The 20,793-nt window shown below is 58.6% G+C and carries 10 protein-coding genes; 7 read left to right on the forward strand and 3 right to left on the reverse strand.

Annotated elements, in window-relative coordinates:
* Positions 1–97 precede the first annotated feature (97 nt).
* Both H567_RS26845 and H567_RS0102720 read left to right on the forward strand, forming a co-directional pair.
* Positions 98–958 (forward strand): peptidoglycan-binding protein, encoded by an 861-nt coding sequence (locus tag H567_RS26845; protein WP_051184422.1) that lies wholly within the window; start codon positions 98–100, stop codon positions 956–958.
* 261 nt (positions 959–1,219) lie between these two features.
* On the forward strand, positions 1,220–1,453 hold the full coding sequence (locus tag H567_RS0102720) for a hypothetical protein (RefSeq protein ID WP_028320215.1): 234 nt from the start codon (positions 1,220–1,222) through the stop codon (positions 1,451–1,453).
* Positions 1,454–1,508: 55 nt separating this feature from the next.
* Here the strand turns inward: H567_RS0102720 and H567_RS0102725 are convergent, their stop codons facing one another.
* Both H567_RS0102725 and H567_RS29255 read right to left on the reverse strand, forming a co-directional pair.
* Complete coding sequence (locus H567_RS0102725; protein WP_028320216.1) at positions 1,509–2,537, reverse strand: helix-turn-helix transcriptional regulator; 1,029 nt, start codon at positions 2,535–2,537, stop codon at positions 1,509–1,511.
* A 35-nt stretch (positions 2,538–2,572) separates the two neighbouring features.
* Positions 2,573–5,875, reverse strand: a complete 3,303-nt coding sequence (locus H567_RS29255) for a patatin-like phospholipase family protein (RefSeq protein WP_208598315.1) — start codon at positions 5,873–5,875, stop codon at positions 2,573–2,575.
* Between the two features lie 259 nt (positions 5,876–6,134).
* On the opposite strand from H567_RS29255, the gene H567_RS0102735 reads away from it, so the two are divergent.
* From H567_RS0102735 to H567_RS22745, 3 genes are all read left to right on the forward strand, one after another.
* Positions 6,135–10,010 (forward strand): hypothetical protein, encoded by a 3,876-nt coding sequence (locus tag H567_RS0102735; protein WP_035253243.1) that lies wholly within the window; start codon positions 6,135–6,137, stop codon positions 10,008–10,010.
* 410 nt (positions 10,011–10,420) lie between these two features.
* Positions 10,421–13,621, forward strand: a complete 3,201-nt coding sequence (locus H567_RS0102740; RefSeq protein ID WP_028320219.1) for a CHASE domain-containing protein — start codon at positions 10,421–10,423, stop codon at positions 13,619–13,621.
* A gap of 5 nt (positions 13,622–13,626) precedes the next feature.
* Complete coding sequence (locus H567_RS22745; RefSeq protein WP_051184423.1) at positions 13,627–15,480, forward strand: hybrid sensor histidine kinase/response regulator; 1,854 nt, start codon at positions 13,627–13,629, stop codon at positions 15,478–15,480.
* Positions 15,481–15,484: 4 nt separating this feature from the next.
* On the opposite strand, the gene H567_RS0102750 is transcribed toward H567_RS22745, so the two are convergent.
* Positions 15,485–17,182: a potassium channel family protein gene (locus tag H567_RS0102750; RefSeq protein ID WP_028320220.1), complete on the reverse strand. Its 1,698-nt coding sequence runs from the start codon at positions 17,180–17,182 to the stop codon at positions 15,485–15,487.
* Positions 17,183–17,572: 390 nt separating this feature from the next.
* Here H567_RS0102750 and H567_RS0102755 point away from each other — a divergent pair, with 390 nt between their 5' ends.
* Positions 17,573–18,010: a Fur family transcriptional regulator gene (locus H567_RS0102755; RefSeq protein WP_244155415.1), complete on the forward strand. Its 438-nt coding sequence runs from the start codon at positions 17,573–17,575 to the stop codon at positions 18,008–18,010.
* Between the two features lie 195 nt (positions 18,011–18,205).
* Positions 18,206–20,416 carry a catalase/peroxidase HPI gene (gene katG / locus H567_RS0102760; RefSeq protein WP_028320222.1) on the forward strand — a complete coding sequence of 737 codons (2,211 nt, stop codon included), beginning with the start codon at positions 18,206–18,208 and terminating at the stop codon, positions 20,414–20,416.
* The last annotated feature ends 377 nt before the right edge of the window (positions 20,417–20,793 follow it).

Below are 20,793 nucleotides of genomic sequence, written 5' to 3' on the forward strand. Positions count from 1 at the left end.
GGCCTTTTTTCCAAGTATTATTCTCGTGAAATCGATGGTTTGACAACTTGTACAGATGGACGTCATCCACAAACAAACTTTTCAGGAGGAGCGGACAATGCCTGATCCGGATTTGAAAAGAGGAGACAAGGGCGAAGCGGTTTACAGGCTGCAGTCTTTTCTCAACCGCGTCGGAGCGATGCTGATTGCGGACGGGGATTTCGGCCTCGCGACTCAGAGGGGCGTCCGGTACGCGCAGGATTATGCCCATCAGCCCGTGACGGGGATCGCTGGTTTAACGCTCTGGACATGGCTGGAATCCAGGCCGGAGCCGTTTCCAAAGCTTGACACCAATGGGTTGGCATTCATCGCCCTCGAGGAGACGGGCGGCCTCGCGTATTACGATCTCTACACGCGGTGGCCTCATTATCCCGGCGAGCAGAGCGGCATCACCATCGGCGTCGGATATGATCTGAAGTGGAATACCGAGGCGGATTTCATTGCGTCTTGGGGGCCCCATCTATCCGATGCCGTTCTGGCTGAACTGGCCAGAGACATCGGTAAACGCGGGACGAAAACTCGTGCTCGGGAGCTTCGGCAGCTCGGGGTGGAGATTCCTTTCAAGTATGCCTGGTCGGTTTTTATAGAAAAAACCCTGCCGCGGTTCTACGCCGATTGCGAGGGGATCTATCCCTCGCTCGAGCGTCTGCCTGCTCTGTGCCGTTCGGTTCTGGTCAGCCTCGTCTTCAACCGTGGAAGCGATCTGCGCGGAGCTCGACGAAGGGAAATGAAGGAGATTCAGACGATCCTCGCGCGGGCGGACGAGGCCGCAGCAGGCACAGAACACGTCAAATCGATTCTCGGCGAGGTCGAGGATCAGATCGTGTCCATGAAGCGGCTGTGGGATCCCTCGTCCGGTCTGATCAAGCGCCGGCAGGCCGAGGCGAACCTGTGGCGCAAAGGTCTGGAACTGCTGTAGAAGAACAAGCGCCGCTGAAAAAGGCACGAAGCCTGTGCCGTTCGCCTCGAACTGATAAAGCCATCGAGGTTCATGCCCCCTCCCTCTCGACCTCAGGATTCAGGCATCGCCGCCTGCTTCCTGTGCCGACCCGATAAAAACAGCGCTCCTGTGACCGGATCTGTCAATCGGCTGTGCTAGGGTGCTGCTCAGTTATGGTGAGGGGGGATGAAAGTGTTGCCCCCTTTGACATGGACGGGTCGAAGAGAAGGAGGGGTACCCATGAGCAACGATGGCCTGCCGGTATATCTTTTTGAAATGAGGCAATTCATGGGCGGGACAGAGCTTGTTTTTACGACGCTTGTGCGAAGCCGGGAAGAGGCTGCCGCAGCGGCGTTCGAACATCTGGTCGACGGTGAGCTCAACGTCGTCTGGAAACTCTTGCCGGTGGATTCCGTGAAGGTGGATGGGCAAAAAGCACGACAGTGCGAAACCCTGGGACCTGACACTATGTGATGATCTCCAATAACGGGATGTACGGGGCCCGGTGCCGCCGCCAATCAGCGGGCTGTCACGAAAGCGATTCTTGTTCAGGTTCGAGGTGCGAGGGTGCTTGCGCGCTTCCATCGTAACGCTCGGCGATGAGGCGCGCCTCGGCCTGGATTTCCTCCCGTACAGACTGCGGTTCGAGCACGAGGGCATCCGCCCCCCAGCCCATGATCCACGCCCTGATCTCCACGCTCCACGGCACCTCGGCTTCAAAGAGGACGGATCCATCTCTCTGAATCAGGATGCTTTGACTCGGGTGCCAGATCTTCTCCCGGATGTAGCCTCCGACCTCCCGGGAGAACCAGACCTTGATCCGGACCATCTCCCCCTGGAAGACGCCGAAGCTCGACTGCGTGAAGGCGTCGAAGCGAAAGCCTTCCTGAACCGTGAAGGGTTCATTGGTCAGATGGAGCATCTTGATGCGGTTGACGGCGAAGATCCGGACGGCGCAGCGGGTGTGACAATAAGCGATCAGGTAGAAAGTCCCGTTGAAAAACCAGATACGGTAAGGGTCGACCTTGCGCCGGCTTTCCTTCCTGCGGCTCATGGTGAAGTAGACCATCTCGATGGACCTCCTTCGGAGTGCCGCATCGTGGACCCGGTTCAGGATTTCACGAAACCTCGAGTACTCGCAGTAGGGCTTGATGCCGACTTCGATGGTCTGCTCCAGTCCTTTGACGTAGCGTAGAGAATCGGGCGGTAGAGTGGCTTTGATCTTCTGCGAGAGGCTTTCGAGGGAATCATAAAAAGCGGTTTCTCTGAAGACTTTCAACATGTCGGTGCTGAAATAGAGGGCCATCAACTCTGTCAGCGTGAACGGCACGGGGATCTGATGCTTTACGGTGTCCAGGACGGACCAGAGGTTTTTTCCGTCGACCCGTTCGGTATAAATGGGAAAACCGGCGATCTGCAGCGCTTCGAGATCGCGATAAACGGTCCTTGGATGGCATTCGAGTTCACTGGCCAGATCTGCGGCGGATCGCCCCTGCCGGGAGGTAATCAAGGTCTGGATGATTTTCCATTGCCTTCCGAGCTGCTCCCCTCTCGCCATACCCTATAACCTCGCCATTCGTTCATTTCTGCGTTTCAAGTGAAGGATATCTTGCCCCGCCCGAGTTCCGCGTGGTCTTCCAGCAACTGGTCTGCCATATTCTGCCCGAGCTTGCGGTAGGCCTCGAACTGTTCTTCGCTGAAAAATTGATCGGAGGTGGGCTCCTGAGGAAAGACGGGGTGGGTCTGGCGGTACTTTCGCACCGTTTCGTCGTCGTCCTTGTGCACCGACGATTTCAGGATGACCAAATGCCCTTGCGTGCTCGGTTCCGAGTCGGTGGCGGGATAGAGGATGGTTCCGATGGCGTAATGTTTAGCGGCAAATCCGATTTTGTCAGGCTTCAAATCGTCCAAACGGAGTTCGATCCGGATTCCCATGTCGGCTTCTGCATACTGGATGGCGTTCATGAGGGACCCGAAGCTCCAATCGGTGTCGCATTCGGCATCCACCACCAGGACGAGACGGCACCGGCGCTGCAAGAGCGATATGAGGCCGAGGTTGTCGCCGGTGTGCCCCCCATCGGAGAGGTGCACGAGGCGCCGGCGTGAATCGCTCATGCCGAGGACTTCCATCAGCAGGTACTTGGGCCAGAAGATGATGGTTTCCCTCCTTCCGATGTGTTTGCCGCCGTGATAACCCGGGTTCTCCATCCACTGCCCCAGCCGGATGTTGAAGAGCGTGGCGCCGAAGGCCTGTGCAAAGAATGTCTGACGTCCGAGGGCCGAGTTGATCGCCGCGCCCGATATGGTCAAGACCCGGGCGACCTTCGTGGCGCCGGAGCGATAGACCCCAGTGTCTGTAAAGCCGGTCGCGGGAGCGCCGCAATAGAGTTTGGAGAAGATGAAGATGTCCGATTTCCGGCTGCGATAGGCCGCGTCGCGGTCGGTGGAGAGGTTCAGACAGGCGTTGTAGATGTGATAGGGTGCGGTGGTGGCCGCGCCCGTGAAAGGCTCGGGCTCAGGCTCGAGCGGCTTCCAGATCTGCACCCGATCGAGTGCACGGGATTGCAGCCGGTACTGTACAAAGGAAGACTTGGTCGGAATCCCGTCCGGTGGTTTTGTCGAAGTCGCCGCGTTCGCCTGCGCCTTGGCCCTGGATGTATTTCCAGGACGCCCGTGCAGATCCAGAAGCCGCATCTGACTGTGCTCACGCCTGATTTCAGGGCCGCCGTGCAGAACCGGGTCGAGCGGCCGAGCCAACGTGCTTAAATAAGCCTCGGCCAGCCGGTCCCGGTAAAAATAATGCATGGAGATCTTGTTGAAGTCGACCAGACAGCCGGGGATCAGCAGAAAGGCGGCCGCCGCGCTGAAGATGAGATAATGCAGCGCGCCGGGATCGGCTTCGCCGACCCAGCGAAGGAGCTGCTCCACCAGCACCATGCACAGCATGAGGCCCGCCGCCAGAACGAGCCCCGCCGCTGCGCCGAGCACGATTTTCTGGATGACCTCCGAAGAAGTCTTCAGCCAACTGAACGCTCCTTTGATCTTTTCTCCGCTATCCTCTTTGTTTTCCTGTCTGCGGTTCTGCCTCCACGCCATCAGGCCCAGGACAAGCGCTCCGATGAGACCTGCGCCGCCCCCGCCGGCGATGGTCTCGGAGCTTGGAAGACTTTGCCCTCTGGCGATCGCTGCGCCGAGAAGAGCGCTGATCAGCACCAGACAGGCGGCGGCCAGAAAAAGGTAGAAGAGCAAACCGATGATGGAGCTCAAATAGGAGCGGCTGTTCCGGTTGGACCGGCGCTCCCCTCTTCCTGGAAAGAGGCATACCAGCAGAATATAGGCGAAAACGAGGGAGAGGAAACCGCCGGCGAAGAAACAGAGGGGCACGAGGACTCCATCCTGCATCTCCGGCACGAAACTCCCCAATGCCGCAGGAGCGGCGAAGGCGGCTGGAAGGGCGAGCCCCCCCAGCACCCAAAGGGCCCGGCGCTGCCTTGCGTCTTCGTAAGTGTCTCCGCTTCGCTCGAACCAGGACCTTGGCGCACGGTCCGCGCATGCCCCGCAGACGACGCCCGCGCCGATGGCGAAAAGGCCGCCGGCACCGGCCGCCCACAAAAGCCCGGCCGCCCCGCCGGCGCCCGCCAGGAGGGTGCCGGCGTACCCGCCGGAGGGGTCGGGAAAGGGTTCGCTCCCGCACAGAGCCAAGGCCAGGAGGGCGAGGGCCGCACCGATGATCACGAGGTTGAAGAAAAGCCCCAGGGTGCAGAAAATGCCGGTCAGCAAGGTGCCGAGCGCACGAAGGACATCGCGGTCGAAGACTCGGTGTTTTCGGACCAGATAGTCCCCGAATGCCCTCAGGTGCTGTACGACGATACGGCCGCTGAGCCACTGCCGGTGAGGGGTGCGGGGGGTGCGGCAGTCGTCCCGAAAAGGGCTGTCCACCGGGTTCTTGACATCGAAATGCGCTTCGTCCTCGGCTTCGAATTCAAACTGGGTCGGCTCGTCAGGGCCGAGATACGTATTCAATTTCCTGCAGGAGAGGAGACTCGAGAGAGCGGAGCCGATATACCCGCCTCCCGAGACCGTGCTGAGATAATCGATGCGTTTGAAGAGGGGGCAGGCTGAGAGCGACTGAAGTACACCGAGTGAAAGCGTCGCAGAGCGGATGCCGCCCCCCGAAAGCGCCATTCCGACAGGTGCGGGGTCTTCGGTATCCGGTACTCCGGCCTTGCGCCGCCGGCTCTGGATGTAGATCCTTTCGCGCCGGACGACTTCTTTCAGCGTTACCAGGTGCTTGGATTCCCGGGCAGCGGGTTTGGTAGCCTGATGGAACAACCCGAAACACAGGACGGCGATGCCCGCGATCACGCTCAGTCCGAGCAGACAGAATTTGGTCAGGGCGAAAAGGCTCGCGCCTATGACCAGGGACGTCTGCGGTGACGTGGCGGCAAGGATTCGCCCCAGGAAATGATTTTCGAGGAGGTCAGCCAGGCCGGCTGCAAGAGGCAAGGCAACCAGGCACAGCCAGAAACGATCGATCGGCACCCGCAGGACCTTCAGAAGCAGCAGAAGCAGCGCGGCGCCGAACACCGCGTACCCGGGAATGAGCTGGCGGTCGAGTTGAAGGCTTCGCTCGGCATGCACAAAAACCGGCGTTCCGTCTTCTATCCTCTGTCGCCATTCATCCAGAAGGGCAGCCGCGCGCTCAGCGCTCAAAGCCAACTCCAGCCCGACGATTCCCGCCGATGCGTTTTCCCCCTTTAGCTTCGCGTCATGGTCCCAAGAGTTGCTGAGAGCGCAAAGCAGCAGCGCCAGGGATAGACCCATGACTACAACCAGCGCGATGAGAGATAGCCATCGCGTTCCAACCCCCTGCCGTAATGTCGCATCGCCGCTCATGTCGTTCTCCGAGTAGGAAGCACAGCATGGAAGCCTTGGCCATCAAAAATCGATCTTAGCACAGATGAAGGGAATCGGGTAATAAAGTAGAAACATGAACGAGGTATTTGCTTTTATGGTATGATCCGCTTTCAGAAAAGTGCATGCATTGGAGCCCCGAACTGGATAGGGCGCTCAAATCAGCTCGATTCTAGCTTTATCCTTCCGTGTGACGGCGCCGTGAGGCGAATCGGACGGAGGCCGGAAAGGGGTGCGGATCATGAACGATCTAAAAAGCTTATGTCTTTCTTCTTTGGCTTGGTGCATTCTAGGTGCGTTTGTTCTTGTCACCTTTTCTGCGTTGGCAGGGGCTGCAGACCCGGATTTTTCCAATGTCGATGATATCCTGTCCAATCAGCGTCAGCTTCTGCGTGACGATGACATCATCGTGAGCGCGCCGTCCCCGGCGGGTGGGGTGGTCACCGCCGTTCTCGAGACAACCGATTCGAAGGTAACTCAATCGATTCCGGGCCAGCATCCCGACACGCTTGCCTGGGGGTTTAGAACGGCTGCCGGGCGCATGTTCAACCTGCCGAATGACGTTCTGATCACGGTGGGCCCCGACGCTCAGTATCCTACCAGCACGATCGTCACGGTCCAGGATACTCTGGGCCCTTTCAGACATTCCGACCTACTCCCGGGCGGGGCTAAGAGTTCGGTGGATGCCCTGGCGGTTGGCGACCTCGATCAGGATGGATTCGCCGAGATGGTCATCGGCCGAACGAACTGGACGGACGGGTATCAGACCGGTTCCTCCATCGAGATAGTCACAGCGGCCGATGTCAATGATCCTTCCGCCGGCCTCGTGTATTCGGGCGCCATGGTTACCTGTCCCGATGGGGTTCTGCAGGCCCTGGGGATCGGCGATTTCAACGGGGATGGAGTGGGGGAGATCGCGGTCCTGTGTTTCAAAGACGATCTGCTGCTGACCTTTGTGGTCGTTCGGGTGGATCCTGCAACCTTGAGCGTCATCGACACGATAGGGACGGATCTGCCTGGATCCAATTATGGCATCGCGGCTATGGCCGTAGGGAACCTGCTGAATTCGGGCCTGCCGACAAAGGTTCCGGACGACGAGGTCATGGTCATCGGGGATCACTTCACCTATACCCTTCAACTGACTCCAAGAGCGATGCTCCTCGATGTCGACGGCAGTTTTCACGCGACGATGAGCGACAGCATGGAGCTGAATTATCTGGGAAATACAGGGGTCTACACGGCAGTTGGGAAGATCGACTGGTTCGGGGATACGGAGCAGGTGGCCGTGGGGATAAACAACTTCAACGATTACACCTCTTATCTCTATCTATTGAGTGTCGGACCGGACCTGAAGATCAAGCTCAACAGCAAAACGCAGGTGGACAGTTGCCTCGAGGATATCGCATTCGGGAATTTCGACCGCAAAGACTCGGAAGGCAAGACGAATCCCGATCTTCAATTGGCCATCCTTTCCTCACCCAAATGTCTCGAACCGGCCGATCCTCCAAATGTCACGATTTACAACATGGATCAAAACAATGGCTACAAACTCGAACACGTGCAGACGGTGAAGGTCTCCGATGCGGCGCCGGCAAAGGATCGGAATTTGAATCTTGCCGCCGGTGACACACAAGGCCGTTCGATGTTGCTCGGCCCACCGGCCAAGGTGACGGTCACCGGTCATATCCAGCCCCACGTCATCCTGGGAATGCCTCCAATGCACATCGATTACGTAAAAGGGAAGGGCGATGCCGCGCCCAGGATCCTGAACCTGACGAGTTTCCCAACCCACTTCTATTCACAATATCAGATGGAGGAGACCTCTTCGAACCAATCGGTGACACGGAGTACGACCAGTTATGCCTTTTCAACGAAAGAGTCGTTCGCTCAAAAATTCTCCTTCGGAGTTCCGATTCTCGATTCCATCTCGGCGACATTCAAGGAATCTATTGAACAGGCGCATTCCGAGACCGTATCCGATCAATATGACACGTATATCTCTACGGAATTCGACGCCTCTTATCAGACAGGTTTCAGTGATCTCGTCTGGTTTACCGCAGACAGGTTCAATGTGTATATCTATCCTGTTCTCGGGCAATACGCCCTGGATCAGAACGGCACGGCCCAGCCCCTTTATGTCCAATTGTCCGGACCGGATATGGTACAGCGGGGCATGATCGACGGCTCCCTGCTCGAGTGGTATCAGCCGCCCCAGGAACCGGGAAACATCTTTTCCTATCCCGGCAGCTACAAACTGCTCGAGGACCTGCAGCCCGATCTGGATCCGCTGATCACCCTCCCGGCGACGACCTGGGCCACCGACAGCTCCGGCGGAAACGTCAGCGTCAGCTGGGGTCAGACCTCGGGCTCCGAGGCGACGACCGGCTCCAAGCAAACGCATTCCTTCGACGGGTCTGTGTCGGTCTCCGCGAAAGGCGTGATGAAGTTCATCAGCGGTAAGCTCGACAATTCGTTTGAGTACCAGGGAAGCAAATCGTTCGAAAGCATGAACAGCGCCATACAGAAAGTGGGGGCCTCGACCGGAATCAAGGTTTATAAGCCTGCTTTCAACGATCCGGCACAGTACGCCTATGCAGCCCAGACCTATATTCTGGGGCGGAAACCGGCTCCGGGAAGTGTTCATGAAATCCCGCTGGATACGGATATTCAGTTCGACGGCATCCTGTCGGTGGCCTTTGTTGCAGATCCGACCGATCCGGCGGCCGGCGGCTGGTGGTCGAAGACCTATGCCGTTCCCGACGTGGCGCTGAATCACCCTTCCCGCTGGGACTGGGATCCAGACCCTAACACCCTCGACAAACTCACCTTCAATGAACCCGATCCGGAGCATCCCGCCAACAGTGATTTCTATTTCATGAAGGGGCTATTCATATTTCCGGAAGACGCGAAAGGCGGCCCCCAGACGACAATCACCACCGCTGGGGAAAAGTTGTCGCTTCGCGCCCGGGTCTACAACTACAGCCTGGCGGATATGGATCCTGGGTCCAGGGTCAAGGTCGTCTTCTTCGGCCAGGAATGGGACAATACGAAGCACGATCTCTCCGGATCGGCTTTCCTGATCGGAGAAGCCGTTCTGCCGCCGCTTCCAGGGTTGAATTCCCCGTCGTTTCAGGAGGAGGTCTTCAACTGGGACTACGCGGAGACGACGTTTGATACGGCGGGATATGCAAACAAATACCTGGTCTTCTGGGTGGTTGTCTGGACTGAGAAGGACGGTGCGCTGGCAGCGGAGATCGAGGGGCACGGATTGAAGGCCATCCCCGACGTGAACCAGGTCAATTCCTTGTCGGATATCCTTATCGAAGATTACAGCAACAATGTTGGGTTATATAGACAACCCATCTTCGTAGCGCCGGTTTCGGCTGCCGCGCAGGAGCCTGTCGTCATGCACCGGGATCCGTCGGGGGAATCCCTTTGCCTGCTGCCGGTTCGGGTGGAGGAGGTGTCCGTTTCACCCGGTTACGTCGGCGTGAACAAGAAAACGACGGTCGATGTCCGATTGCGGGGAGGCTTGACATGCCAGGATTCGGTGATGCTCTTCTTCTACGAGGGCGATCCGCAGAGCGGCGGCAAGGTATTTGATGCCGAGCTGATACCCCATCTGAGGGCGAACGACATCTATTTGGCTAAAGGAAGGTATACCCCGAAGACCTGCGGGATCAAGAGCATCTACGTAACGGCCGCCTCGGGGAAGGGCGGCTTCCTCTCAGCCGGAAAGGGGACGCTGCGGGTGGGTTGTCGGGAAACTGTCTGTGCGACCCTTGGCAATGGGTTTGGAGCCCTCTTCGATGCCGATCGCTTCACCTTTGAAGGCATGGAAGGCGAGCACGTCGAAATAGCCGTGAGACCGGTCGACTCGGCGGTTGCAGGCGGCATCGCCTTCTTCAGGCTTGTCGGACCCGGTTGGACCTTCGTCAGGAAGGTCGAGCAGCTGCCCTGTGAAGTCTGTTTCGATCTTGCGGCCACCGGTCGATACTCCATCCAGGTGGCAGTCGAAAAGGCCAATGAAAATCACTTCAACGGACCGTACTGCTTGACGATCCAATCATCTGGAGAGGCTTTCAGCACGATTGCGAGAAGGCCGTCGGCTGAATGAATTCAGCGATAACTCATTCCGTCCGCTTTTACCCTTTTTTGAAGCCTTGAGAAGCCGGGGAGGCTGTTGCGGTGTCTGCCGCTGCGTTGTGCCATGATCCCGATCTGGGTGCCGAACCGTTCTTTGAGAACGCTCTGCTCTTTTCGAGACAGCTGAAGCCTCCTCTCCGCTCGCCGGTCTTGCAGGCGGAGCGTTTGATCTCGTCAAGGCGTTGTCAGCATCTTTGGCAGGTCATTGGATACTCCGGAATGCAGCATATGTCCCGGCGTTTTTGCGGATTTCTCCAGCCTTTCTTCCGGGTTGACTTGTTATGCCTAAAGGTCTTACATATCGCGGCGATATTGCTCAAAAGGTGTGCTTATCGATCGAGGGCCCATCGCGGGTGAAGACAGGGGGTTGAAGGGGGGTCTGTGCCGGCAGCCTGGTATTTTTCACAACTGGACTATATCTGTTTCGTGGACGGCCTTGTATTTCTTCTGCTGGCCTTTGCGTGCATCAGGGCGGATTGGCAGTGGGGCGAAAAGCCCGGGCTTCCCTGGCGATGGCTGGTGCTCTACGGCTTGCTGCAAGCTGCAGCGTCCTGGATCAAGATGTCGGCGCTCAGCCTTTCAGAGGCCGGAGGTTTCGAAGCGCTTCATACCGGACTCACACTGATTTCGTTCATAGCCCTGGCGGAGTTCGGCAGGCGCTCTTGGAGCGGTCTCGGTGCCCGGAAATTCATGGCGCTGGCTTTTACGTCCTTGTTGCTGACGACGGGTGGAGTGTCCGCGGCCGGGTGGATCGAGCTCGAGGCTTCAGCGCGTTATTTTCTCGGTGCTCCAGGCTCCGCGCTGAGCGGGCTTGTGTTGTGGCGCGCATCGAGGTCTTTGCCCGGCGCCCATGGCATCGCATTGAAGGTGGCGGCCATGGGGATGGCGGGCGCCGGCCTCGCCTTCGGCATTGCCGTCAATGAACGGGTATCGGACCTGACCGCCTGGCCGTCTTTCGAGATCCGCCCGGCGATCGCCGGTTTGCCGGCCGAACTCTTCCGGGGGTTGGGCACCTTTCTGGGAGGCATTGGAATATGGCATTGCGGCTCGACCGGTTTTTTCTCGAAAGACGGGCGCGCCTGGCACATCAGGTTGGCGCTTCCGTTTTTCCTGCTGGTATCGATCTCTCTCAGCTGGTACGCCACTGACCTGAGGGGACGTGCTTGGGACGGCCGGATGCGGGAGGATATTCTGCGTCAGGCCAGAGGCATCGCAGCCGCTATCCCCCAGGAAGAGGTCAAAGCCCTTACGTTTACGCTCGATGACCTCGATCGACCCCAATTCAAGCGCATCTGCAATCATATGATCGCTTACGGGCGTTTGCTCGAAAATGTTCGGGGTATTTACAGCCTGGCCGTCCGCAGGGGAGAAATGGTCTTCGGACCTGAGAACTACGATCCGCAAGACCCTATGGCCTCACCACCCGGTACGGTTTATCGAGAACCGGGCCCTGAGGACTGGGAGGTTTTCCGGACGGGCCTTCCCTATACCATCGGCCCCTTCTGGGACGAATACGGTGCTTTCGTAGCCGCGCTTGCGCCGGTGCTGGACCCCTGCAGCGGCGAGGTGCTGATGCTGGCCGGGATCGATGTGACGGCGGACAGGTGGCGGGCGATAGTCGGCGATGCCCGACGTCAGGTGATCCTGGCGGCAATGGCGCTTGCCTGTTTTTTCCTTGGGGGGTTGGCGCTTTTGCAGTGGCGGCGTTTTCACCCGGACTGGGCGATGACGGTCTGGCTCAGACACGGTGAGACCATCCTGGCGGGGGTCCTTGGGACCGGCATCGCGCTCATTTTAGGAGCGGCGGTCCAAGAACTGGAACTCAACAGGTTCCGGGATGAATTCGTCGTAAAGGCAGAGCTTCGGGCCCATTGGGTGACGGACGTCTTCAGGGGGATTCAGCGCGATCTGGCAAAAATGAAGCGTTTCTTCGAAGTAAGCCAATATGTGGATGCACAGGAATTTTCAGCCTATGTGGGGCCGCTGGTAACGGTATCCAACGTGCAGGCCTGGCAATGGATACCCATTGTGCCGGCGACAAGCATCCTGGCTTTCGAGACGCACATGCGCTTAGGAGGCAACCCCGATTTCCAGGTGAGGGAGAAGAACGCGACCGGGTCAATGGTGCCGGCAGGCAAACGAGAAACCTACTATCCTCTCGCTTACATCGCCCCTTCTGCCGACCATGCATCTCTGCTGGGGTTTGATTTCGGAAGCGAACCGGAACGAATGGCGGCGATCGAAAAGGCGCTCGAAACCGGGTTGCCTGTGGCTACGTCTGCAGTCGAGCCCCTGCAGTTGATGGGAGACGAGCTTTGTATCGAAGCATTCGAACGGGTCCAGAAAACCGGGTATCAGCGTCCGTCCGGGCTGGTTGCCTGTTTGCTGCGTCCACAGGGAACGGTGAATACGGTTTTCGGAACCGGTGAAAAAAGCCGCTCGCACGTCGATTTCGATCTTGTCGAGATCAGGAGCGGCGAGTCGCGGACAACGATGGTTTATCCCTCCGAGTGGGTTTCTGGAACCCCCGCAGCAACGACTTCGGACCTCTCTGCCCTTAACGGACTGTTCCATCCCCTCTTTCTTTTTGATCGCACTTGGGCCGTTGTCACTCGACCGACGGAGGCCTTTTTGTCCGGAAAACGAACCTGGGCAGGGGCTGCGGCCTTCGGGTCGGGGCTCCTGTTGACGGCCGCGGTGACGATGTTGATCGGCTTCTCTCGCTCCCGCGAGACGACCCTCGAACGACAGGTGGCGGAACGAACCTCTGCGCTGCATGAGAGCCGTGAGCGCCTGTCTTTGGCCACCCGGGGCACCGGGCTGGGGGTCTGGGATTACCGGGTGAGGGAGGATCGCCTGGAGTGGGACGAGAATATGTTCGCGCTCTTCGGAACAGACCGGGAAAATTTTGGGGGGCGTCTCACCGACTGGATGAATCTCCTGCCTCCAGAGCTGCGTTCCGAGGCGGTCGCCACATTCGATAGCGCTCTTGCGGGTGGCAGGGATTTTAATCTTGAGTTCCCCGTCCGGAAATCCTCCGGGGAGATGCGCCATCTGGTCTGCACTGCCACGGTGGTGGCGGATGCATCCGGCCGGCCCTCGCGTGTCGTAGGTATCCATTACGATATCACCGAGCGCAGGCGTGCAGAAGACGCCTTGAGAGAGAGTGAAGAGACCTTCAGGCTGGTCTTCGAAAACGCGCCGCTCGGACTGTTTCATTACGACGTCGCCGGCGTGATTACGGACTGCAACGATGTCTTCGTCGGCATCATCGGATCGAGCCGCGAAGCATTGACGGGTCTCGATATGACCCGGCTGCCCGATACCCGGATTACAGCTGCGCTCTTAGAGGCCCTGGAGGGCCGTTTGACCATCTTCGAGGGGGATTATCGATCCTACACGGCTGATAAGGTGACACCGGTGCGGGTCTTTTTCGCGCCGATACGGGATCAGGCGGGCAAGGTCAAGGGCGGGGTGGGCATCGTGGAGGATGTTTCGCCTCGCAAAAAGGCCGAGGATGCCTTGCGTGAGAGTGAATCCCGGTTTCGCTCATCTCTCCGACCGGTCGTTATGAATATGTGAATCCGATGTTCGTAAAGGTTTTCGGTTACACTCTGGAGGATGTGCCTACCGGGAAAGACTGGCTCATCAGGGCCTATCCGGATGAGGGGGCAAGAAAAAGCGCCCTCGAGATTTGGCTGCAGGATATTCGCCAGATGGGGGAGTATCAGGTGCGGCCCAGGACGTTCAATGTCTTCTGCAAGGATGGTTCGAGCAAGAAGATTCTTTTTCGGCCCATGACCATAAAAGGAGGTATGCAGTTCATTGTCTATGAAGATATCACGGAGCGTGAACGGGCCGAGGCCGCCCTGCGTGAGAGCGAGGAGCGGTACCGGACCCTGTTCGAGAACTCACTCGATGCCATTGTGGTGATGGAGCCGCCGGACTGGAATTGCAGTTCGGCGAACCGCGCGGCCCTCGATATGTTTAGGATAGAGGGTCTGCAGCAGCTGGTTTCCAGACCCCTTTGGGATTTGTCTCCGCCTACGCAGCCCGATGGACGTGAATCCTCGGCGGTGGCGGAGGAGATCGTCAAACAGGTCCTGGAGGAGGGGGGACGCCTCTTTGAATGGACGCATCGACGGGATGATGGCGATCTGTTTCCTGCCACGGTCTTGCTTACGAGGATGGAACAGGACGGAGAGGTTTTTCTGCAGGCGACGGTCAGGGATGTCTCCGATTACTTGCGCGGAGAGGAGGAGCGGCGTCTGCTCGAGGCGCAGATCCAGCAGACGCAGAAACTGGAAAGCCTCGGCGTTCTGGCCGGCGGCGTTGCCCACGACTTCAACAACATCTTGATGGCGGTGATGGGGTATGCGGAACTCGCGATGGAGATGGTTTCCCCGCAGTCGGCCGCGCGCAGCAGCCTGCGTGAGATTATCACCGCCGCACGCCGGGCTGCCGAGCTTTGCCGTCAGATGCTGGCCTATTCGGGGCAGGCCTCTTTCAGCCTCGAACCAACGGACCTGAAGGAGTTGGTCGAGGAAATGGCTCACCTCCTGAAGACCTCCATCTCCAAGAAGGCGATATTGAACCTGAACATCGAAAGAGGCCTGCCGCCGGTCATGGCCGATCCAACCCAGATCCGTCAGATCGTAATGAACCTGATCATCAATGCATCGGATGCCATTGGCGATCGGAGCGGGGTCATCCATGTCGCTGTCGGTGCCTCGCGCTGCGATGAAAGGTACCTCAAAAGGACTGAGCTGCACGAAACGCTGATGCCCGGACTCTATGTGCACATCGAGGTTTCGGATACCGGGTGCGGTATGGATGCCCAAACCCGCTCCAGGATCTTCGAACCGTTCTTCAGCACCAAATTCACCGGCCGCGGACTGGGGTTGGCCGCCGTGCTCGGGATCGTCCGCGCCCACAAGGGGGCTGTCAAAGTTTACAGTGAACCCGGTAAAGGCACGCGTTTCAGGGTGCTTCTGCCGTCCATAGATGGCTCGGAGGCGGGAGAGGCTTCTTCAGCAGTGGAGCACGGGCGGATGGGATGGATGGGAGAAGGGACGGTTCTCCTGGTGGATGACGAGGAATCGCTGCGGGCGCTTGGGGCCAGGATGTTCGAGCGCCTCGGGTACTCGGTGCTCACTGCTGCGGACGCTCGTGAGGCGCTGGATATTTACAGGGAGAGGGGAACTGAGATCGATTTTGTCTTTCTGGACCTGACCATGCCCCACATGGATGGTGCCGAGGCCTTTGCTGAACTGCGGCGTTTGAATCCGGATGTCCGCGTCATGATAGCCAGCGGGTACAGCGAAGAGGATGTGGCGGCGCGCTTCGCAGGCAAGGGGCTTGCTGGGGTGCTTCAAAAGCCTTTCACCCTGGAGAGGCTCGAGGAGATCCTGCGGGGGCTGGCGCCTTCGAAGGTTGTATGATGGTCTACCCCTGCACCCATTCGAGCAGCTTTTTTTCGCCCTCGTGGGTTCCGATGAACAGCAGCTCCGAGTCTTCCTGGATGGGGGTCAGCGGATCCGGGTTGATGGTCATGACGCCGTTGGCCTTGATGGCTACGAGCGAACAGCCTGTTTTCTCACGGATCTTCGACTCGGCGAGGTTCTTGCCGATCAGGATGTGCGGCGTCTGCAGACGGAACACATTCAGCCCCTCGACCAGCATCAGGGTGTCTTCATTCTTGAGATAGTTGAAGATGGCGGTGGAGCCCAGGGAGGCGTAGGACATGACGAAATCCGCGCCTGCACGGTGAAGGGTGGACACATTGCGATCCAGGCTTGCACGACTGAGAATGCGCATATCCGGCCGAAGGCTTCGTAGGTATTTCGTCAAATAGATGTTTGTTGCGTCATCGTGGGTGGTCAACAGGGCTGCGGGCGCCTTTTCGATCCAAGCCCTCTCCAAGGTGCGGATATCCGCCGCGTCTCCCAGGACATAAAACTCCCCCTCCTGCACCCTGCGCGGATTCTTTTCGATGATCAGGTATTGCATTTCCCTTTCCTTGAACCGTTCTGCAACGGTCTGCCCCACGCGTCCTCCGCCGATGATCAGGACCGGATTCGCGGTGAGGCGGCAGACGTGGTAGAAGGAATAGACATCGTCGAAGGCGGCCAGGTTCTTTTCCGAACCGGCCAGGACCAGAACGGAGTTCGGGTCGATCTGGCTCTGGGCGTTCGGGATGCTGAAATGCCCTCGCTCCCAGATTCCCGCCACGCTCACCCCGAACTCCTCTCTGATGCGGCTTTCTATAAGGGTTTTTCCGGCAAGGGGGGTTGCGAAGGGTGAGAATTCGGCCAGGATGAGTTCACCGAATCGGCCGATGACGGTCGACCGGCAGTCTCCGCCGATCGTCCAGGCAGCAAGGGAGCGGCCCAGCATGTCATGGAGTTTGAAGACCCTCGAACTGCCGGCCATCTGCAGGATGTCCTCCGAGTGGGGTGAATCGGCGGTGGTGATGATGGGGACATGTTCGTTCAATTCCCTGACAGTAAAAGCGATGTTCGTATTGATTTCATCCTGATGGGTTGCGACGACGAGTGCGGCATGGTTTACGCGCATCCTGCGGTAGGTTTCCGGGTCGTCGATATTGCCGACCCCCACGCGGATGCCCTCGTCATAGAGTTCCAGGGCGCGGCGCAGATCGTCCACGATCAGCACATACTCCTGTCGGTGGTTTTTCAGCTTTTCGATGAGAGCCATCGTCACCGGTTCATACGCGGTGAGGATCACGTGATGCCAGGTCTCCGGCGGGAGTTCCTTGGGGGCGCGGTTTCGTGATTCAGCTTCTATCCAGGGGGCGTAGAAAAACTTGATGAAGGTGAAGGGCAGGAGGGTCAAAAGGAAGATCACTCCCGAAAGAAGGACCATGATCGAAAAGGCGCGGCCCAGATCCGTCTGAAACGTGATGTCGCCGAAACCGAGGGTGGTCATCACGGTGAGCGTCCAGTAGATGCCGGTGATCCATGAATAATCCTTTCCTTCGTAGGACATCAGAAAGTGGAACAAAATGCTGTAGACGAGGACGAGACCCGTCAGGACGAGCAGAAATTTGATCAACTGGCGGAGGTCGCGCTTGGCGCCCTCACGCTGGACGAAGTAGCTCAGCATGGACGGAAAGAACTTCACGGCCTTCTCCCTTTGGTCCTCTTTTGACTATCGCTACGCGCGTGTGAAGTAAAGGCGCGGGGCGCCAAACAACTATTTATTCTAGGCTCCCACTCCCCAGTAAGTCAAATGTCTCAAGCCATGGTCCCCGAATCCGGCGATGTTCAGGAGAATGGGGCGAAGTCCTGCGATTAGCATAGCGGGTCCGACCCCTTTTCGTTCGCAGGAGAGCCGGGTGCGGCGTCGATCTTTCGCCTCCGCGATGCACATGCCGGCCCGCGGCGGCCTTGCACCACGGTGCACGTTATTTCTGGCCTTTTCGAAGGATCCTGTAATAAACTTAAAGTTTAGGTGCCCAGGTTTTCACGGTTTGTCAACGTTCGAAGTACGGGAAGGAGGGCCTCATTCTTGGTGGATCCCGACGAAAGGCTCCAGCAGATCATCCAAAGTCTCCGCGAACACGGGCACAAGATTACACCGCAGCGGGTCGCTGTTGCCCGTATCCTGGCGGGCTGCGACAGGCATCCTTCGGTCGAGGAAATTTGTGAAGAACTGCAGCATGATTTCCCGGGCGTGAGCCAGGCGACGGTCTATCGGGCGATCATGCTGATCAAGTCCCTTGGCGAGGCTCTCGAACTGGCGTTTCCCGATGGGGGCAGCCACTATGACGGGAGGCGCCCCTATCCCCATCCCCACCTCATCTGCACGCGGTGCAAAAAAATCCTCGATCCGGACCTGGATACGCTGAGCGGTCTGACCCAGGAACTGGCGGCCGAGAGCGGGTTTCGAATCTCCTCCTATCGGCTGGATTTTTTTGGTCTCTGTCCGGATTGCCAGAAAAAGGATTGACAGGATCCAGGGTTTGTGTGTTTAATTGCGAATAGTTCTCATTTGTAAATCCATTGCAACTTCTTTGATCGTCAACCCCAGAACCTTTTCCTTATTCTTATTCCCAGTCCGTTTTCTATTGTCAGGGGCGATGCAAGCCTCCACAGCACGATTGATGAATGCAAAAACGCAGGCCTGAAAAAAAGGAGGACAACGATGAATGAAGAGAGCAAACAGCCGGCAACGGGCAGGGCGGGCAAATTCTTTGCCGGCGGCGGGATGTCGAACCGGGACTGGTGGCCGAACCAACCGAATCTCAAGATTCTCCATCAGCACTCCAACCTGAGCAATCCGATGGGTGAGGCGTTCAACTACGCTGAGGAGTTCAATAAACTCGACCTCCAGGCTGTGAAGAAGGACCTCTATGCGCTGATGACCGACTCGCAGGACTGGTGGCCGGCGGATTGGGGCCACTACGGGGGGCTCTTCATCCGGATGGCCTGGCACAGCGCCGGCACCTACCGCATGGGCGACGGCCGCGGGGGCGCGGGGTCCGGCTCCCAACGGTTGGCCCCCCTCAGCAGCTGGCCCGACAACGTGAATCTCGACAAGGCGCGCCGCCTGCTCTGGCCGATCAAGCAGAAGTACGGCAGGAAAATCTCCTGGGCCGATTTGATGGTCCTGGCCGGCAACTGTGCCATCGAGTCGATGGGGCTGCCGACCTTCGGTTTCGCAGGAGGACGCGAGGACGTCTGGGAGCCGGAGGAAGATATCTACTGGGGCGCCGAAGAGGAATGGCTGGCTACGAGCGACAAGCCCAAGAGCCGTTATTCCGGTGAGCGCGACCTGGAAAACCCCCTGGCGGCTGTTCAGATGGGGCTGATCTATGTGAACCCGGAGGGCCCGGACGGCAACCCGGATCCGGTCGCCTCAGGCCGTGACGTTCGAGAGACCTTCGCGCGCATGGCCATGAACGACGAAGAAACCGTCGCGCTCGTCGCCGGCGGCCACACCTTCGGCAAGTGCCACGGCGCCGGTCCTGCGTCCCATGTGGGGCCTGAGCCAGAAGCTGCCCCCATCGAACAGCAAGGGCTCGGATGGAAGAGCAGCTTCCGCAGCGGCAAGGGCGGCGATACGATCAGCAGCGGCATCGAAGGCGCCTGGAAGCCGCACCCGACCCGCTGGGACATGGGCTATCTGAAGGTGCTGTTCAAATACGAGTGGGAACTGGTCAAGAGCCCGGCGGGCGCGAATCAGTGGCTGGCCAAGGATGTGGACGAAGAGGATATGGTGCTGGACGCGCACGACCCGTCGAAAAAACACCGGCCGATGATGACCACGGCGGACCTCTCTTTGCGCTACGATGCCATCTACGAGCCGATCGCGCGGCGCTACTTGCAGAACCCGGAGGCATTCGCCGACGCCTTCGCCCGGGCCTGGTTCAAGCTGACGCACCGCGACATGGGCCCGCGCTCACGCTATCTCGGTCCGGAGGTCCCGGCGGAGGAACTGATCTGGCAGGATCCGGTGCCCGCAGTCGATCACGAACTGATCGACGAAAAGGATGCGGCTGGCCTCAAATCCAAGATCCTCGCCTCGGGATTGACGGTCTCCCAACTGGTCGCGACCGCCTGGGCGTCGGCATCGACGTTCCGTGGCTCCGACAAACGCGGCGGCGCGAATGGGGCGCGCATCCGCCTCGCCCCGCAGAAGGATTGGGAAGTCAACCAGCCGGCCCAACTGAAGAAGGTCTTGCAGACCCTCGAGGAGATCCAAAAGGCGTTCAACAGCGCGCAGCCCGGCGGGAAAAAGGTTTCACTCGCTGACCTGATTGTCCTGGGTGGGTGCGCGGGTGTCGAGCAGGCGGCGAAGAATGCCGGCTCCGACGTGACCGTTCCTTTCACGCCGGGACGTACGGATGCATCGGAGGCGCAGACCGACGCGGCGTCGTTCTCCGTGCTGGAACCAATTGCGGACGGGTTCCGCAACTATCAAAAAGCCAAATACGCGGTATCGGCGGAGGAACTTCTGGTCGACCGGGCGCAGCTGTTGACGTTGACCGCCCCCGAGATGACGGTCCTCCTCGGCGGCATGCGCGTCTTGAATGCCAACTTCGGACAATCTCAGCATGGCGTCTTCACCAAGCGGCCGGAGACGCTCACGAATGATTTCTTCGTGAATCTGCTCGACATGCGCACGACGTGGAAGGCCGTCTCGGAAGACGAAGACGTGTTCGAGGGCCGTGATCGAGCAAGCGGCGATCTCAAGTGGACCGGCACCCGTGTCGACCTCCTTTTCGGTGCGAACTCCCAACTTCGGGCCGTGGCGGAAGTCTACGCCTGTCAGGATTCCCAGGAAAAGTTCCTGCAGGATTTTGCAGCCGCGTGGAGCAAGGTCATGAACCTCGATCGCTTCGACCTCGCCTGATCGCAGCCTGAGCGCGCTCTGCAGGTTTTCACAGGGCGGCGAATGAATCCGTTTGATCCTGCCTGTAGCGTCCGCAGGGTGCAAAGGTTGAAGCTCGACGTTCACAAGGTCAAGCGCCTCGAGGGCATGACACAAAATGACATTCCAAGACCACGGGGAAAAACGCCCATACCTGAGCAGTAGATCAAAAACCAAACAAAAAGGGGCAGGTCTAATCAGCCTGTCCCCTTTTTATTGTTATCAGATCGGTTGATGGTGCTTTCTATGACGATCTGCGCTGGCGCTTTCGATATAAAAATCCGGCAACAGCGAACATCAAAAGAGACATGATAACGATGCCCCAGAGGGTCTAAAGGTCCTACCTCCCGCGGCCCGCG

The organism is Desulfatiglans anilini DSM 4660 (assembly GCF_000422285.1).
GTDB classification, from domain to species: Bacteria; Desulfobacterota; DSM-4660; order Desulfatiglandales; family Desulfatiglandaceae; genus Desulfatiglans; species Desulfatiglans anilini.